Genomic DNA, 13,411 nt, shown 5'->3' on the forward strand with positions numbered 1-13,411 from the left:
CAAACAGCGCCTGCTACGGCGGTGACAGCGTCACAGTCTCCGGCGGCCTGGGCGACGCATTCTCATCCTTTTTAGGAACTGCGTCGAACACCAGCATCGGCATGCCCGAAACGCCGAACAGCGGCAAGCCATCTGCCCGGAATGGCATTTTCTCAAAGGCATTTTTCCGCGAATATAAAATTGCGGCCAATCAGCCGCTGACCTTGAAACTGGATTTTCAAAGCAACCCTGGCGTCAGATACGGCTATTGCAAAACGATCGCCGGCACCTTTGTACCCGAAGTGGGGAAAGATTACGAGATATCGTTGGATATTAAAGACGGGATGTGCGTGCCGGTTCTGAATGAGCTGCAAAGCACGGCGGATGGCGTGATTTTACAGCCGGTAGCGGCATCTAAGGCTGAACGTTGTAGTTGACTTTAGCTGGCTCTGCGTCCAGCCACCCAATAGTTTAAAAACTGAATATCTTTATTGATGAGATGCCTATGAACTGGTCCCCAGTTGTCGAAACAAGGCGGCAATCCGGTCAAGATTACCGGCGGCTGTGTTCCTGAAAGCAAAGACGAAATTGAAGTGGCAAGGCTTTGCAATTTCTATTGGGAAAACTGCATGTCGTCGACAATGTGCGCTTTGAATTCAAATAGCTGACTACTCACGAAGAACCGCGTAGCGGTTTATGGGCCGGATCAACGAATGCTCACTACGGGCATTCTTGAGCCCGAAGGTCCGAAGAATGTCTCCTTATTTTTCTTCTAAATCAATCTGTTATAGATACCTCTTAAGATGTTGGTTTGGCATCGGCAGAGATTCTCCAGAGACTCTCTTTTGCAAGCGGCCTTGTAATTAATTAATCCATTGATTAATGTCACTACATGAGCCGACCAACGCCAACCCGCGGACGTCCGGTAGCATCAGACCAGGATTCGCGCGAGAAACTACTCGATACCGCCACCTTATTGTTCTCGTCGCAAGGCATCGCGGCGACCACCGTGGCCGCGGTTGCGCGCCAGGCCGGGGTGACTTCGGCCATGGTCCATTACTATTTCAAAAACCGAGACCAGCTGATCGAGGCTGTGGTCGACGAGCGGGTATGCCTGTTCGTCAACCGTATCTGGGATCCGATCAGCGGCAGCGAATCTCCTGAACAGATGATCATGGGTATCGTCGAGCGCATGATCGCCACCACGGAAAGCATGCCGTGGATGCCGGCCCTATGGGTGCGCGAGGTCTTGAGCGACGGCGGCCAGTTGCGCGAGCGCATGGTCCAGCGGGTGCCGCTGGCTAAACTGGCCTTGTTCGCGCAAAACATCGGGCGCAGCCAGCAAGCGGGAACCATCAATCCGGGGCTGGAGCCAAGCCTGATCTTTGTCTCGATACTCGGTTTGACCATGTTGCCGCTGGCGATGGCGCGCACCTTGAAAAACAAGCCTCTATTGCCAGCTCTGAACAAGGCCGCGCTGCTGGACAAGGAGCTTCTGCAACGGCACATCAAAGCGTTGCTGCTGCATGGGCTGGCGCTGCCGGCCACCATGCGTAGCGCCGAATAACAAAGGGAAACTCCCATGTCACGCCGCCTTGCCAAGCGCTTGCAGCATTCCTCAGCCCTGGCGATCGTATCTCTATGCGCATTTCTATACTTCCTGGCGCTGGCAGGATGCACCACGAGCAACGACAACGATTGGCAGGGTTATGTGGAAGGCGAGTACGTGTATGTCGCTTCCTCGCAGGCGGGCCGCCTCGATCGTCTGTCGGTCCAGCGCGGCCAGCTGGTGGTGTCGGGCGCGCCATTGTTCATGCTGGAATCGGGCGATGAAACCGCAGCCCAGCGCCAGGCGCAACGCCAGTTGAACGCCGCTCAGGCGCAGCTGGCCGATATCCAGAGCGGCAGGCGGCCGCAAGAACAGGAGATCACACGGGCGCAACTGGCCCAGGCCAAGGCTGCCGCCACTAAAGCTGCGCTCCAGCTCAGCCGCGATCAGATCCAGTTCCAGAGCGGCGGCATCGCTAAACAGCAACTCGACGATTCACGCGCCGCAGCCGAAACCGCCGCTGCCCAAGTCAGGCAATGGCAAAGCCAACTGACGGTGGACCGGCTGCCCAACCGCGAGGCGCAGATCCGGGCGCAACAGGCGCAGGTTGCGGCGGCGCAGGCGGTGCTGGAGCAGGCCGACTGGAAACTGGCGCAAAAGACCGTGACCGCAAGCCGCAGCGGCCTGGTGTTCGACACCATGTACCGCGAAGGCGAATGGGTGGCGGCCGGCAATCCGGTATTGCGCATGCTGCCGCCGGAGAATGTCAAAATCCGCTTCTTCGTGCCGGAAGCCATCCTCGGCCGGCTCAAGCTGAACCAGGCCGTGACGCTCAGTTGCGACGGCTGCCAGGCTAACGTTGCGGCGCATATTTCTTACATCTCGACCGAATCCGAATATAACCCGCCGATCATCTACAGCAATCAGTCGCGCGCCAAGCTGGTCTACATGATCGAGGTGCGTCCGGAGCCGGCCGATGCGCTCAAGCTGCACCCAGGGCAACCGGTCGAAGTGAGGTCGCCATGACCGCCGCAACTGACAACCACACCCGCAACATCGACAAACCCGGCGGCGATCTGGTGGTGGATGTCGACCGCATCAACAAGCACTTCGGCGACAAGCATGTGGTGAGAGACCTGTCGTTGCAGGTGCGGCGCGGCGAGATTTTCGGTTTCCTCGGCCCTAACGGCAGCGGCAAGACTACCTCGATCCGCATGATGTGCGGTTTGCTGACGCCCGATTCCGGCCACGGCACCTGCATGGGTTTCGACATCATCAAACAGAGCGGCGAGATCAAGCGCCGGGTCGGCTATATGACGCAGAAATTCTCTTACTGGGACGATCTCAGCATCCGCGAGAACCTGGATTTCGTCGCCCGCATCTATGAAATGAAAAACCGCAAGGAGGTGGTCGAGCAGAGCCTGGAAAAGCTCGGCCTGACCAGCCGCGCCAAGCAACTGGCCGGCACTCTCTCCGGCGGCTGGAAACAAAGGCTGGCGCTGGCGGCCAGCATGCTGCACAAGCCCGAGCTGTTGCTGCTGGACGAACCGACCGCCGGCGTCGATCCGGCGGCGCGCCGCGATTTCTGGGAAGAGCTGCACCGGCTGGCGGCCGATGGCATCAGTGTCTTGGTCAGCACCCATTACATGGACGAGGCCGAACGCTGCCACAAGCTGGCGTATCTGTCCTACGGTCAGTTGCTGGTGCAAGGTACGGCAGCCGAAGTGGCGGCCGGGCAGGGCTTGACCACCTGGGCCGTCTACAGCAGCCGTATTTACAATAACCGTATTTACAACCTTAACGGCGATGTCCACGATAACCAGCTGGTAAGCCTGTCCCAGCAATTGCACCAGCAGCCAGGAGTAGATCAACTGGTGGTGTTCGGCACTTCCCTGCATGTGTGCGGCAAGGATGCCGCGCTGCTGGAGAAAACCCTGCGCCGGATGACGCAGGGACAAGATCTGCGGATGGAGTTGATAGACACCAGCCTGGAAGACGTCTTCATCTACATCATGAACCGCTCAACGGACAATTTCGGAGACCAGCCATGAGCCGCTTCTCGGGATTTTCTGGCTTATCTTTCTCGCGCTGGTGGAGCATCGTTCTCAAGGAATTCCTGCAATTGATGCGAGACCGCGTCACGGTGCGCATGATCACGGTGATTCCCGTCATGCAGATGGTGCTGTTCGGTTTTGCCATCAACAGCGATCCGAAACACATGCCCACCGCCGTCATCAGCGCCGATCACAGCGAATTCACGCGCACCTTCATCGCCGCCATGCAGGCCTCCGACTATTTCAACATCGTCGCCGAACTGCCGAACGAAGCGGCCGGCCGCACCGCGCTGGCGCAGGGAAAGGTATTGTTTGTATTGAATATTCCAGCCGGCTTTAGCCGCAACCTGTTGCGCGGCGAGCGGCCGGCGCTGCTGGTCGAGGCCGACGCCACCGATCCTACCGCCACCGGCATGGCGCTGGCGGCCTTGCCGCAGCTGGTGCAATCGGTGGCGAACAAGGATCTGCGCGGTGCGCTGGCCAGATTCGGCGGCGGCAAGCCCGCTTTCGATGTGCAGGTCCAACGTCTGTACAACCCGGAAGGCGTCACCCAGTACAACGTCGTGCCCGGCTTGATGGGTGTCATCCTGTCGATGACGATGGTGATGATGACCGGCTTGTCGATGACGCGCGAACGCGAGCGCGGCACCATGGAAAACCTGCTGGCGACGCCAGTCTCGCCGGTTGAAGTCATGACCGGCAAGATCATGCCGTATATTGCCATCGGCCTGCTCCAGGCCAGCATCATCCTGCTCGGCGCGCGTTTCATGTTCCACGTGCCGTTCGCCGGCAGCGTGATGGCGATCTATCTGGCCGCGCTGCTGTTCATCGCCGCCAGCCTGACTGTCGGCATCACCCTGTCGTCGATCGCGCAAAACCAGCTGCAGGCAATGCAACTGACGATGTTCTATTTCCTGCCCAACATCCTGCTGTCGGGTTTCATGTTCCCGTTTCAAGGCATGCCGAAGTGGGCGCAGTTCATCGGCAACCTGCTGCCGCTGACCTATTTCAACCGGCTGATACGCGGCATTCTGCTCAAAGGCAACGGCTGGATCGACCTCTGGCCCAATGTCTGGCCGCTGATGCTGTTCACGTTGATCGTGATGGGAATTGCATTGCGCTTTTATCGCCGCACGCTGGATTGAGGACATCCGTGATGAAGCCAGCGTTGCCTTATTCGCACAGCAGATCTGCCTTGTACCTGAGCATCGCCGGCTTGCTGAGCGCCTGCGCCGCAGGGCCGGATTTCCAGGCGCCGCAAGCGCCGGCCGTGCAGCAATACACGGCTGGCGTGCAACCGTCGGCAACCGTTTCCACCACGGGTGCGGGTGGTGCAGCCCAGCGCTTCGATGCGGAGATGGATATTCCAGCGCAATGGTGGACGCTGTTCCATTCGCAGCAACTGGATGCGCTGGTGCGTGAAGCACTGGCCAACAGCCCGTTGCTGGCACAAGCCAAAGCTACCTTGCGCCAGGCCAGCGAAAATTTGAGCGGCCAGACCGGCGCCAGCCGCTATCCGCAAGCCGATTTGCGATTGAGCGGCGCACGCCAGCGGATCGATACTGCCGCGCTCGGCATTCCCAATGTGCCGCAAGCCGGGCCGTTTACACTATACAACGCCGCCCTCGACGTTTCCTACACCATCGACGCCTTCGGCGCCAACAGCCGCATGCTGGAAGGCTTGCAGGCACAGGTGGATAATCAAGCCGCCGAGTTGCAGGCGGCGCGGCTGACGCTCGCCGCCAATGTCGTGACGGCGGCGATCCGGCAAGCCGCGCTGCAGGCCCAGATTGTCAGCACCGGGCAGATGCTGCAACTGCAGCGCGAGCAACTCGCCGTCATGGAGCAGCGCCTGGCCGCAGGCGGCATCGCCGAGCGCGATCTCAAGAACCAGCGCACGCTGGTGGCGCAAAGTGCGGCAGCCCTGCCGTCCCTGCAGCAGCAACAGGCGCAGCTAACTCATCAGCTCGCCGTCTATCTCGGCAGAGCGCCGGCCCAGGCCGAGATGCAGCCGCTGGATCTGGATAGCCTGACCCTGCCGGACAGATTGCCGCTCAGCCTGCCGTCGTCACTGGCGCGCCAGCGTCCCGATATCCGGGCGGCGGAAGCAACACTGCACCAGGCCAGCGCTCAGGTCGGGGCAGCCAGCGCCAATCTTTATCCGCAACTTACCTTGTCCGGCAGCGTCGGCGCCGAGCAGGGGCGGATCGCCGATTTGGCCAACAGCCTCAACGTCTGGAGTATCGGCCTCAAGCTGATGCAGCCCTTGTTTCATGGCGGCCAACTGCGCGCAAAAAAGCGCTCGGCGATAGCCGCCTACGATGCAGCCGCGGCGGCTTATCAGCAGACTGTGCTGCAAGCATTGCAACAAGTGGCGGACACCTTGCGCGCACTCGAGAACGATGCCGAAGTCTTGCAGGCAAGGACCCAGGCGGCCGAGAACGCAGAGCGCAGCCTGGAGATCACCCTGCGTCAGTATCAGGCCGGCGGCGTCAGCCATCTCAGCTTGCTGGACGCCCAGCGCCAGCGCATGCAGACCGATCTGGACCGCACCCTGGCGCAGGCCGCGCGTTACTCCGACACCGCTGCGCTATTGCAAGCCTTGGGCGGCGGCTGGTGGAATGCGCCGGCTGCCGTGCCGGCGCCGCGTTGAGCGTCAATCGGAATAGTTGTTTTGCGAGTGAGTTTTTATCAGCGCAATGACAAAATTGCCATGATGCATCGTAAGATGCTGCAAGGAAGCTGCATATGGATCAACAAAGGGACAAATATGGAAATCACAGAGCCGGAACTTGAGTACGTGGGATTTTGGCTGCGCGTAGTGGCCAGCCTGGTCGACACCGTGCTCGTACTGCTGTTCACGATTCCGCTGATGCTGGCGTTTTACGGATCGTCGTATTGGTCGGATACCCGGCTGATCAAAGGACCGGGAGGCTTTCTGGTGGAGTGGATCTTGCCGGCGGTTCTGGTGATGGTTTTTTGGCTGACCAAGCAAAGCAGCCCTGGGAAAATGCTGATCGGCGCACGGATTGTCGATGAGAAAACCGGCGGCATCCCGACTACAGGCCAATTTATCTGGCGTTATGCCGGTTATTACCTGTCGATCCTGGGCTTGTTCCTGGGCTATCTGTGGGTGGCGTTCGATAAGAAGAAGCAGGGCTGGCACGACAAGCTTGCCGGCACGGTGGTCGTCCGCAACAAGAAGCACGGTAAAAAAGCGGCAGTCAGTTTCCAACGGCCAGGTGAACGGGGTGTCACAGAAAACTGACAAAATCGTAAGCTAAGCTTTCCCGTCAAGGCGTAGCGACGCTTCCCGCGTTACCGTCCCAAACGCTCACGTAGAAACTCGATGAATCGCTGCGTCTTTGCCGGCAGCAGACGGGTTTCGGTGATGGCATAGACCGGCACCGGCACGCCGTGCCATTCGGGCATGATGCGACGCAGCTTCCCGCTGGCCAGTTCATCGGCGACGACTTCCTCTGGCATCAGGATGATGCCCATGCCGAGCGTCGCCAGGCGGCGGATCATGCCGACGTTGTTGAGCGTGAAGCGCCCGCCCACCGACACCGTGCCGCTTAGATTTCCGTCATGCAATGTCCACGAACCTGCTTTCAGGATGCTCAGGCACTCGTGCCGCTCCAGGTCGGCCGGCTTGCCTGGTTCGCCCGATCGTTCAAGGTAGCCCGGCGAAGCGTAGAGGTAGGGCGTGAACGAGGCCAAGGTGCGCGCGATCAGTTGCGAGCTCTCGGGCTCCCCCATGCGGATCGCCACGTCGAAAGGTTCGCTGACCAGATCGACCCGGCGCGGGGTCAGGTCGAAATCGAAGGTGAGGCCAGGGTAGAGGCCGGCAAACTCGGCAATCAGGGGCGCCAGGTAGGTCACGGCAAAATCCACCGGGAACGAGGCTCGCAGCACGCCGCTGGGCTGTGCGAGCATTTCGCCGAGCTGCTCGTGCGCCAGCCGGGCTTCATCGACGATGCGCTTGCATCGCTCGAAGTAAATCTGGCCCGCTTCGGTCAGTTCAATCTTGCGTGTCGTGCGGTGCAGCAGGCGCAGCCCGATCGCCTTCTCCAATGCGCTGATCCGCCGCGACAGCGTCGAGTTCGGTATCCCGATCGCCTCTCCGGCACTGCGAAAGCCCTTGGCTTTGACGACCTCGACAAACAAGGCCATGTCGTTCAGTAGTTCCATTTCTGTAGCTCCACATCGATTGCTTCATTAATGGATCAATGTTATCCAGATTAGCATATTTATCCCAAATGAGAAGCAGGCCATAATTTGCCCATCAAAGTTATGGCTCCGTTCGAGGCGTTGGTGGCTCGGACTGGCATCCAGGGCACGGTTTCGTAAAAAGCGGCATCAGCCCTTTCTTCCATCCACCATATTCGAGGATTCCATCATGAGCAAACTGTTCAATCCCGTCCACGTTGGACGTAACACTCTGCAAAACCGCCTGGTAATGGCACCGATGACGCGCAGCCGTGCCCAGTTCGACGGCACGCCGGGAGAACTGGCCGCCGAGTATTACAGCCAGCGCGCCAGCGCCGGCCTGATCGTCACGGAAGGCACCCAGCCCTCGGACGACGGACAGGGCTACCTGACCACGCCGGGCATCTACACCGACGCCCATGTCGCCGGCTGGAAGAAAACCGTCGATGCCGTGCATGCCAAGGGCGGCCACATCTTCATCCAGCTCATGCACGCCGGGCGCATGTCCCACCCTGACAACACGCCGCATCACCGCCAGGGCGTCGCGCCTTCGGCCGTCGCGCCGGGCACCGGGATGTTCACGGCCAAGGGCGTGCAGGAGATTCCCATGCCGCGTGTGCTGACCAACGAGGAAGTGCATCAGACCGTCCAGGATTTCCGCTATGCGGCCCGCCGCGCAGTCGAGGCCGGCGCCGATGGCGTCGAAATCCACGGCGCAAACGCCTACCTGATCCAGCAGTTCCTTGCACCGAGCGCCAATACGCGCACCGACGAATACGGCGGTTCGATCGAGAACCGCGCCCGCTTCGCCATTGAGGTGGCCACCGCGATTGCCGAGGAAATCGGCGCGGACAGGACGGCGATCCGTCTGTCGCCCGGCACCACGATGTGGGGCATCGACGAAGGCGCCGAAGGGCCGGATCTGTACCGCTACCTGGTTGCCGAACTCGGCAAGCTGGGGCTGGCCTACCTGCATATCATGCACCAGGGCAACGAACCGCTGCTGACCGCCATTCGCAAGCTCTGGAAGGGCACGCTGATCCTGAACCGGCCGGGCAGCCCGCGAGACCAGATCGGGGCCGACGTGGCTTCGGGGCTGGCCGATCTGGAAGCCTACGGCCAGATGGTGCTTGCGAACCCGGATTTCGTCGAGCGCCTGAAGACCAATGCGCCGATGAACGACGCTAACCGCAACGCTTTCTTCGGCGGCACGGCGCAGGGCTACACCGATTACCCGACCTTGAGCGAAGCCCAAGGCGCCTGAGGCCTCCATCATGTCCGTCATTGCGACACTACAACGCGTCGCGGCGGGCCACTGCGCCTTCGTCATGCCGATTTTCGGCACGGTGATGGCGGACGGCCAAAACTTCAAGCACAACGATCTCAAGCTCCCCGTTTTTCCGGCGCGGGACAGGCCTTATGCGATCACGCTTCAAGCCCTTCACGGCAGCGCCAAGGTCATGTTTTTTGCCGGCCCGCCGCTACACACCACTGCAACCTGACCACAAAGGAGTCTCATCATGGCTTACGAACGATTCACTGGCGATAACGCCGCGCTTCTGTTGATCGACCACCAGGTCGGCACCATGAGCTGGGTACATTCCATCCCCTTCGATGAGATGAAACGCAATGCGCTGATGCTGGCCAAGACCGCCCGCATCCTGAAGATGCCGGTCGTGCTGACCTCCAGCATGGAGGAATACGCACAGGGGGCGCTGCTGAGCGAGCTGGAAACCATCCTGCCGGCCGAATTCGCCGTCCGCGTCAAGCGTGTCGGCATCGTCAACGCGATGGACGACGAGAACTTCGCTGCGGCCGTCAAGGCTACAGGGCGCAATAAGCTCATCATCGCAGGCGTCACCAACGATGTGTGCACGGTGTTTCCTGCCCTGAGCCTGGTGAGCGACGGTTATGAAGTGCAGGTCATCGCCGATGCCGGCGGTTCACCAAGCACAATGGGCGACGACATGGCCTTGCGTCGCATGGAAAAGGGTGGTGTCACTCTATCCAGTACGAATCAGGTTATTGCAGAACTGGCTGGCAGTTGGAGCACGCCCGAAGGGATGGAGATTGTGCAACATGTGGTAATGCCGGCATTACAGGGATAGGTATTCCGCCTGGGCGCCAGACGGAAGGGGCTTCGCAGCGTTTTACCGGGATTCCGCTTCAAAGCAGTTTGCAAGCCTCGTCGAAATCGAGGCGCGGGCTGCGCGGGAAAAGCGCATCAGGATCGCCGTAGCCCAGATTGCAAAGGAAGTTGGTTTTGATGTGGCTATCGGGAAAGTATTCGCACTCGAAGTTCAGCGGCTTGGTTTCCGGGAAAAACTCATGGTCGACTTTCGCCTGGTCGAATCCGGACATCGGCCCGCAGTCCAGACCAAGGGCGCGCGCCGCCAGCATGAAGTAGGCTCCCTGCAGGGAGCCGTTGCGCCTGGCAGTGACTCCGGCCAGCTCGGGAGTGTCGGCGAACCAGGCGCGGGCGTCGGCATGGGGAAACAGTTTTGGCAATTTCTCAAAGAATTTTCCATCGTAGCCGATGACGGCCGTGACCGGCGCCGCCATGGTCTTGTCGACATTTCCCGGCGCCAGCGCCGGCCTCAACCGCTCCTTGGCTTCCGGCGTGCGCAAGAACAGGATGCGCACCGGCGAGCAATTGGCGCTGGTCGGCCCCCATTTCATCACGTCATAGAGGCGGCGCAAGAGATCGTCGCTGACCGGCTTGTCGAGCCAGGCATTGTGGGTGCGCGCATTGAAAAATAAAAGATCGAGGCCTTCCTGATTCAATTCCTTACTCATAGTCATCACCTGAAGGTAAGTTGGTCAAAGTTAGCGGCGTCGCTACTGAACAAGTATAGGCGGCGGGATAGAAAAGGAAATGGCGTTCTATGCCAATCGTCTGGTCGCAAGCACTGTAATCAGGGCGGGGTATGGTGTGCGGCCGCTGAAGGCACTGTCGTTGCTGCACAATGAACGATTTGCCCCGTCGCCTAGCGCAGCGCCCTGGATACTCTCTGCGGCAGCGCTATCAGCTGGGTTTGAATACCATCAATCCATAAATCACCAGCATCGCTATAAATGCAGGGTATCCGAGCCATTCCCAATAACGCGCATATTGCCAATAATGTGCGGGAAGTTGCACATTGTTCCGGGCAGAAGCGCTAGCTATTTTTGACATTTGTATTTGCAGCCAGACTACCGGCAGCCAGCAAGCTCCTGCCAATGCGTACAAGAAAAATGTCCAAAGTACCCAGTTCTGAGTGATCGGATAGCCAGATAAGGAAAGCATGGCGTAGCCCGTCAGCGGCTGAATGAAGATTGCAGGTGTGGTGAACCAGAAATCTGCGCGTACAACTAAACGAACAACTTCTGCTATCGCTCCGGGGTTACGAGTGCGATGAATGAAATAGAGGTAGAACGCGCTGCCAAAGCCTGTTCCTACCAGCAGGACACTGGACATGATATGCGTCCACTTCAGCATCAAATAAATATTCATGGCGTTTGATTTGCATTCTTATGTAGTAGCCATAACATCAACAGTATCGGCAGATTTTTGAGTATCGGGCCAAACGGATGCGATAGATATTCAGGGAGCCAGACAGAAATAATGACCGTGTAAGCGATGATTAGGCAAGCCTGAATTACCCATAGCAGCTTGCCGTGCCAAATCAAGGTAAACAGGCCAAGTAAAATATCTAATACTGCGGCCAGGTAGAGAGCTGCAAGAGCGGCAAATCCATACAAACCAATCCGACTGAGCAGGTTTAAGCTATCTTGCTTTGTGCAAAGACTGAGCACTCCCGTCACTAACCAGATGGTCGCGAGCACCATACGCATCAAGCGCAGCTCAGACGGTTTCATGTCGCGGCCATTGAAACAAGATTGCCGCGCTCCGCAGTGGCATCGGTATTCATGCCCCATTTCGAAAATTCGGGTTCAAAGTCTGATAACTTCAAACATCCCATGCTGGTATAGGCGCCCACCTCCGATATTTCTTTTCGCGCTAAGCGTCGCGCCAGAAGAATTGCAGCCATGCAGGGAATTTCCGGTCCGAGATCATTGTCCGCAGCAATGTGCCACGCACGGCGGACTTGTACACCATCGGCATCTATTCCTTGAACACGGACAACCATGCCGCCGAGCGACGTTCCCATAAAATCCAGACCCTTTGCCGTTACATTGAGCAACTTCGCAAAACGTTCGGGATGCCTGATAAGCCCAGTCTTGCGTAACCAGGCCAGCACTGAAAGCGCGCGCTGACTGAGGCCGATTTCCAGCGCGGCGCGGAACATGACGGAACGTACATTTTTGTAATGGGCGGGGAAAAGTTCAAGATCCGGAATGTCGCACAAAGCGCCAATGCGTGGACGAAGACGTGCAAATTCTATGTGTGCCGGATTGCTCCAGCCGTAGCGAGTCACCCAATTCCCATCCCGCCAGACCTGAATCGGCGCACCACAATAATTCAATACCCCCGCCAGAGTAGCTGTGCCCCGCGGAGCCGTCTGGGCGGGGGCTATGCAGATATCGATAGATTCCATGTTTTCCCAGCCTTGGGAAAGGTGGTTGACGACAGCAGATGAAAGAGCCGGTACGGTGCTGGCGCCAGTGATAGCTATTCGCCCGCTACGACGGAAAGCTGCATCCAAGGCTTGCGGGAAGTCGCATACGAATCTTCTGCCATCTGCCAGATCGATATAGTGTGCGTCGGCTGCAGCAACGGCGAATGGAACGTCATAACCCTGTTCTTGAAACGGCCCCGCTGTATGGATGACAAGTTCGGCGCCAACGCTGCGTAAGGTCTGTGCCAAATTGCTCTCAGCCAAATCGAGACGCATGGAATTTGCACGATTTCCCAATTTGGCCGCAAGAGTAGCTGCCCGGCCGGCATTTCGACCGGCAACTATTAAATCAATATCGGGAGAATCAGCCAGCGCACGGCAAATACGTGTTCCAAAATTTCCATAACCGCCTAACACCACTGTTTTCAATCGAACTCCCTCAAACTTCAATCTTGATTGGGCGATTATAAAGTCACCTTGACGGGAAAGGCGGATGTCATTGTTTATGCTCAAGCAAGCCAGGCAATTCCGCCTTCAGAAAATCCACAAAAGCCCGTACCGCCGGCGCCATGCCGCGTCGCGATGGAAACAGCACCACCAGGTGTCCGGCTTTCGGGCGGCATTCCGGCAATACTACTTTTAATGTGCCCGCCGCCAGTTCGGCCGTGCAGGCATATAGCGGCAGCCCGGACACGCCCATGCCGGCCAGGGCCGCTTGCTTGAGCAGGGATAGATTATCAGTTTGCAATCTGAGTTTGCTGATCGCTATGTTGTGACGCCCATCGTCCTGCCCCAGCAGGCGCCAGACGGCCTCGGTTTCGCTGATCGGCCCGTAGAGCAGGGTGTCGACGTCGGCGAGTTTTTCCAGGCTGTCGATCGGGCCGCTCTGGGCATTCGGACAACTGGAACTGCCTGCTGCAGGTGGAGCTTAAACAGGAGATTAACGCTGAATGAAGTTGAATAAAGCTGAACTTGCCGCGTTAACCAGAATTGCAAAGAAAGCCAGATCCGAAACCGCGTTCATTATTGAATTTAAAGAATTAATAGAGTTAATCTCGATG

At 58.5% G+C, this 13,411-nt stretch carries 14 protein-coding genes and 2 pseudogenes; 10 read left to right on the forward strand and 6 right to left on the reverse strand.

The window, feature by feature from the left end; all coding sequences use genetic code 11:
* From KHU33_RS18945 to KHU33_RS18975, 7 genes and pseudogenes are all read left to right on the forward strand, one after another.
* A pseudogene (locus KHU33_RS18945) lies at positions 1-416 on the forward strand (hypothetical protein); the annotation flags it as partial.
* A 455-nt stretch (positions 417-871) separates the two neighbouring features.
* Complete coding sequence (locus tag KHU33_RS18950) at positions 872-1,546, forward strand: TetR/AcrR family transcriptional regulator (RefSeq protein WP_211465759.1); 675 nt, start codon at positions 872-874, stop codon at positions 1,544-1,546.
* Between the two features lie 15 nt (positions 1,547-1,561).
* Positions 1,562-2,554 (forward strand): HlyD family secretion protein, encoded by a 993-nt coding sequence (locus KHU33_RS18955; RefSeq protein ID WP_211465761.1) that lies wholly within the window; start codon positions 1,562-1,564, stop codon positions 2,552-2,554.
* Positions 2,551-3,579 (forward strand): ABC transporter ATP-binding protein, encoded by a 1,029-nt coding sequence (locus KHU33_RS18960; protein ID WP_211465763.1) that lies wholly within the window; start codon positions 2,551-2,553, stop codon positions 3,577-3,579. Before KHU33_RS18955 ends, KHU33_RS18960 begins: the two co-directional genes overlap by 4 nt.
* Positions 3,576-4,727, forward strand: a complete 1,152-nt coding sequence (locus tag KHU33_RS18965) for an ABC transporter permease (protein WP_211465765.1) — start codon at positions 3,576-3,578, stop codon at positions 4,725-4,727. The genes KHU33_RS18960 and KHU33_RS18965 overlap by 4 nt, the downstream gene beginning before the upstream one ends.
* A gap of 11 nt (positions 4,728-4,738) precedes the next feature.
* Positions 4,739-6,235: an efflux transporter outer membrane subunit gene (locus KHU33_RS18970; protein ID WP_211465768.1), complete on the forward strand. Its 1,497-nt coding sequence runs from the start codon at positions 4,739-4,741 to the stop codon at positions 6,233-6,235.
* A gap of 117 nt (positions 6,236-6,352) precedes the next feature.
* Positions 6,353-6,850, forward strand: coding sequence for an RDD family protein (locus tag KHU33_RS18975; protein ID WP_230414393.1), 498 nt, complete (start codon positions 6,353-6,355; stop codon positions 6,848-6,850).
* Positions 6,851-6,900: 50 nt separating this feature from the next.
* Here KHU33_RS18975 and KHU33_RS18980 read toward each other — a convergent pair whose 3' ends face one another.
* Positions 6,901-7,773 carry a LysR family transcriptional regulator gene (locus tag KHU33_RS18980; protein ID WP_211465770.1) on the reverse strand — a complete coding sequence of 291 codons (873 nt, stop codon included), beginning with the start codon at positions 7,771-7,773 and terminating at the stop codon, positions 6,901-6,903.
* Positions 7,774-7,981: 208 nt separating this feature from the next.
* Between KHU33_RS18980 and KHU33_RS18985 the strand changes: the two genes are divergently transcribed.
* From KHU33_RS18985 to KHU33_RS18995, 3 genes are read left to right on the forward strand one after another with little or no spacing between them, the layout of a single operon-like run.
* Positions 7,982-9,055 carry an alkene reductase gene (locus KHU33_RS18985; RefSeq protein WP_211465772.1) on the forward strand — a complete coding sequence of 358 codons (1,074 nt, stop codon included), beginning with the start codon at positions 7,982-7,984 and terminating at the stop codon, positions 9,053-9,055.
* 10 nt (positions 9,056-9,065) lie between these two features.
* A complete protein-coding gene (locus tag KHU33_RS18990) occupies positions 9,066-9,293 on the forward strand; it encodes a hypothetical protein (RefSeq protein WP_230414394.1) in 228 nt (75 codons plus the stop codon).
* 18 nt (positions 9,294-9,311) lie between these two features.
* Complete coding sequence (locus tag KHU33_RS18995) at positions 9,312-9,899, forward strand: isochorismatase family protein (protein ID WP_211465774.1); 588 nt, start codon at positions 9,312-9,314, stop codon at positions 9,897-9,899.
* A gap of 58 nt (positions 9,900-9,957) precedes the next feature.
* Here KHU33_RS18995 and KHU33_RS19000 read toward each other — a convergent pair whose 3' ends face one another.
* From KHU33_RS19000 to KHU33_RS19020, 5 genes and pseudogenes are all read right to left on the reverse strand, one after another.
* Positions 9,958-10,587 (reverse strand): malonic semialdehyde reductase, encoded by a 630-nt coding sequence (locus tag KHU33_RS19000; protein WP_211465776.1) that lies wholly within the window; start codon positions 10,585-10,587, stop codon positions 9,958-9,960.
* A gap of 229 nt (positions 10,588-10,816) precedes the next feature.
* Positions 10,817-11,284, reverse strand: a complete 468-nt coding sequence (locus KHU33_RS19005; protein ID WP_211465777.1) for a DUF2269 family protein — start codon at positions 11,282-11,284, stop codon at positions 10,817-10,819.
* Positions 11,281-11,649, reverse strand: a complete 369-nt coding sequence (locus KHU33_RS19010; RefSeq protein ID WP_211465778.1) for a DoxX-like family protein — start codon at positions 11,647-11,649, stop codon at positions 11,281-11,283. The genes KHU33_RS19005 and KHU33_RS19010 overlap by 4 nt, the downstream gene beginning before the upstream one ends.
* Positions 11,646-12,863, reverse strand: a complete 1,218-nt coding sequence (locus tag KHU33_RS19015; RefSeq protein ID WP_230414395.1) for a saccharopine dehydrogenase family protein — start codon at positions 12,861-12,863, stop codon at positions 11,646-11,648. Before KHU33_RS19015 ends, KHU33_RS19010 begins: the two co-directional genes overlap by 4 nt.
* Positions 12,847-13,248: pseudogene (locus KHU33_RS19020) on the reverse strand (LysR substrate-binding domain-containing protein); the annotation flags it as partial. The gene KHU33_RS19015 and the pseudogene KHU33_RS19020, both read right to left, overlap by 17 nt.
* Between the last annotated feature and the right edge of the window lie 163 nt (positions 13,249-13,411).

Source organism: Collimonas silvisoli (genome assembly GCF_018305005.1).
Classification (GTDB): Bacteria; Pseudomonadota; Gammaproteobacteria; order Burkholderiales; family Burkholderiaceae_D; genus Collimonas; species Collimonas silvisoli.

What these genes read in the sequence shown, in the direction of transcription:
- KHU33_RS18985 (WP_211465772.1), top strand. Translation starts at nt 7,982, where the DNA reads ATGAGCAAACTGTTCAATCCCGTCCACGTTGGACGTAACACTCTGCAA.
- KHU33_RS18950 (WP_211465759.1), top strand. Translation starts at nt 872, where the DNA reads ATGAGCCGACCAACGCCAACCCGCGGACGTCCGGTAGCATCAGACCAG.
- KHU33_RS18970 (WP_211465768.1), top strand. Translation starts at nt 4,739, where the DNA reads ATGAAGCCAGCGTTGCCTTATTCGCACAGCAGATCTGCCTTGTACCTG.
- KHU33_RS18960 (WP_211465763.1), top strand. Translation starts at nt 2,551, where the DNA reads ATGACCGCCGCAACTGACAACCACACCCGCAACATCGACAAACCCGGC.
- KHU33_RS18990 (WP_230414394.1), top strand. Translation starts at nt 9,066, where the DNA reads ATGTCCGTCATTGCGACACTACAACGCGTCGCGGCGGGCCACTGCGCC.
- KHU33_RS19010 (WP_211465778.1), bottom strand. Translation starts at nt 11,649, where the DNA reads ATGAAACCGTCTGAGCTGCGCTTGATGCGTATGGTGCTCGCGACCATC.
- KHU33_RS19005 (WP_211465777.1), bottom strand. Translation starts at nt 11,284, where the DNA reads ATGAATATTTATTTGATGCTGAAGTGGACGCATATCATGTCCAGTGTC.
- KHU33_RS18975 (WP_230414393.1), top strand. Translation starts at nt 6,353, where the DNA reads ATGGAAATCACAGAGCCGGAACTTGAGTACGTGGGATTTTGGCTGCGC.
- KHU33_RS18955 (WP_211465761.1), top strand. Translation starts at nt 1,562, where the DNA reads ATGTCACGCCGCCTTGCCAAGCGCTTGCAGCATTCCTCAGCCCTGGCG.
- KHU33_RS18995 (WP_211465774.1), top strand. Translation starts at nt 9,312, where the DNA reads ATGGCTTACGAACGATTCACTGGCGATAACGCCGCGCTTCTGTTGATC.
- KHU33_RS18980 (WP_211465770.1), bottom strand. Translation starts at nt 7,773, where the DNA reads ATGGAACTACTGAACGACATGGCCTTGTTTGTCGAGGTCGTCAAAGCC.
- KHU33_RS18965 (WP_211465765.1), top strand. Translation starts at nt 3,576, where the DNA reads ATGAGCCGCTTCTCGGGATTTTCTGGCTTATCTTTCTCGCGCTGGTGG.
- KHU33_RS19000 (WP_211465776.1), bottom strand. Translation starts at nt 10,587, where the DNA reads ATGAGTAAGGAATTGAATCAGGAAGGCCTCGATCTTTTATTTTTCAAT.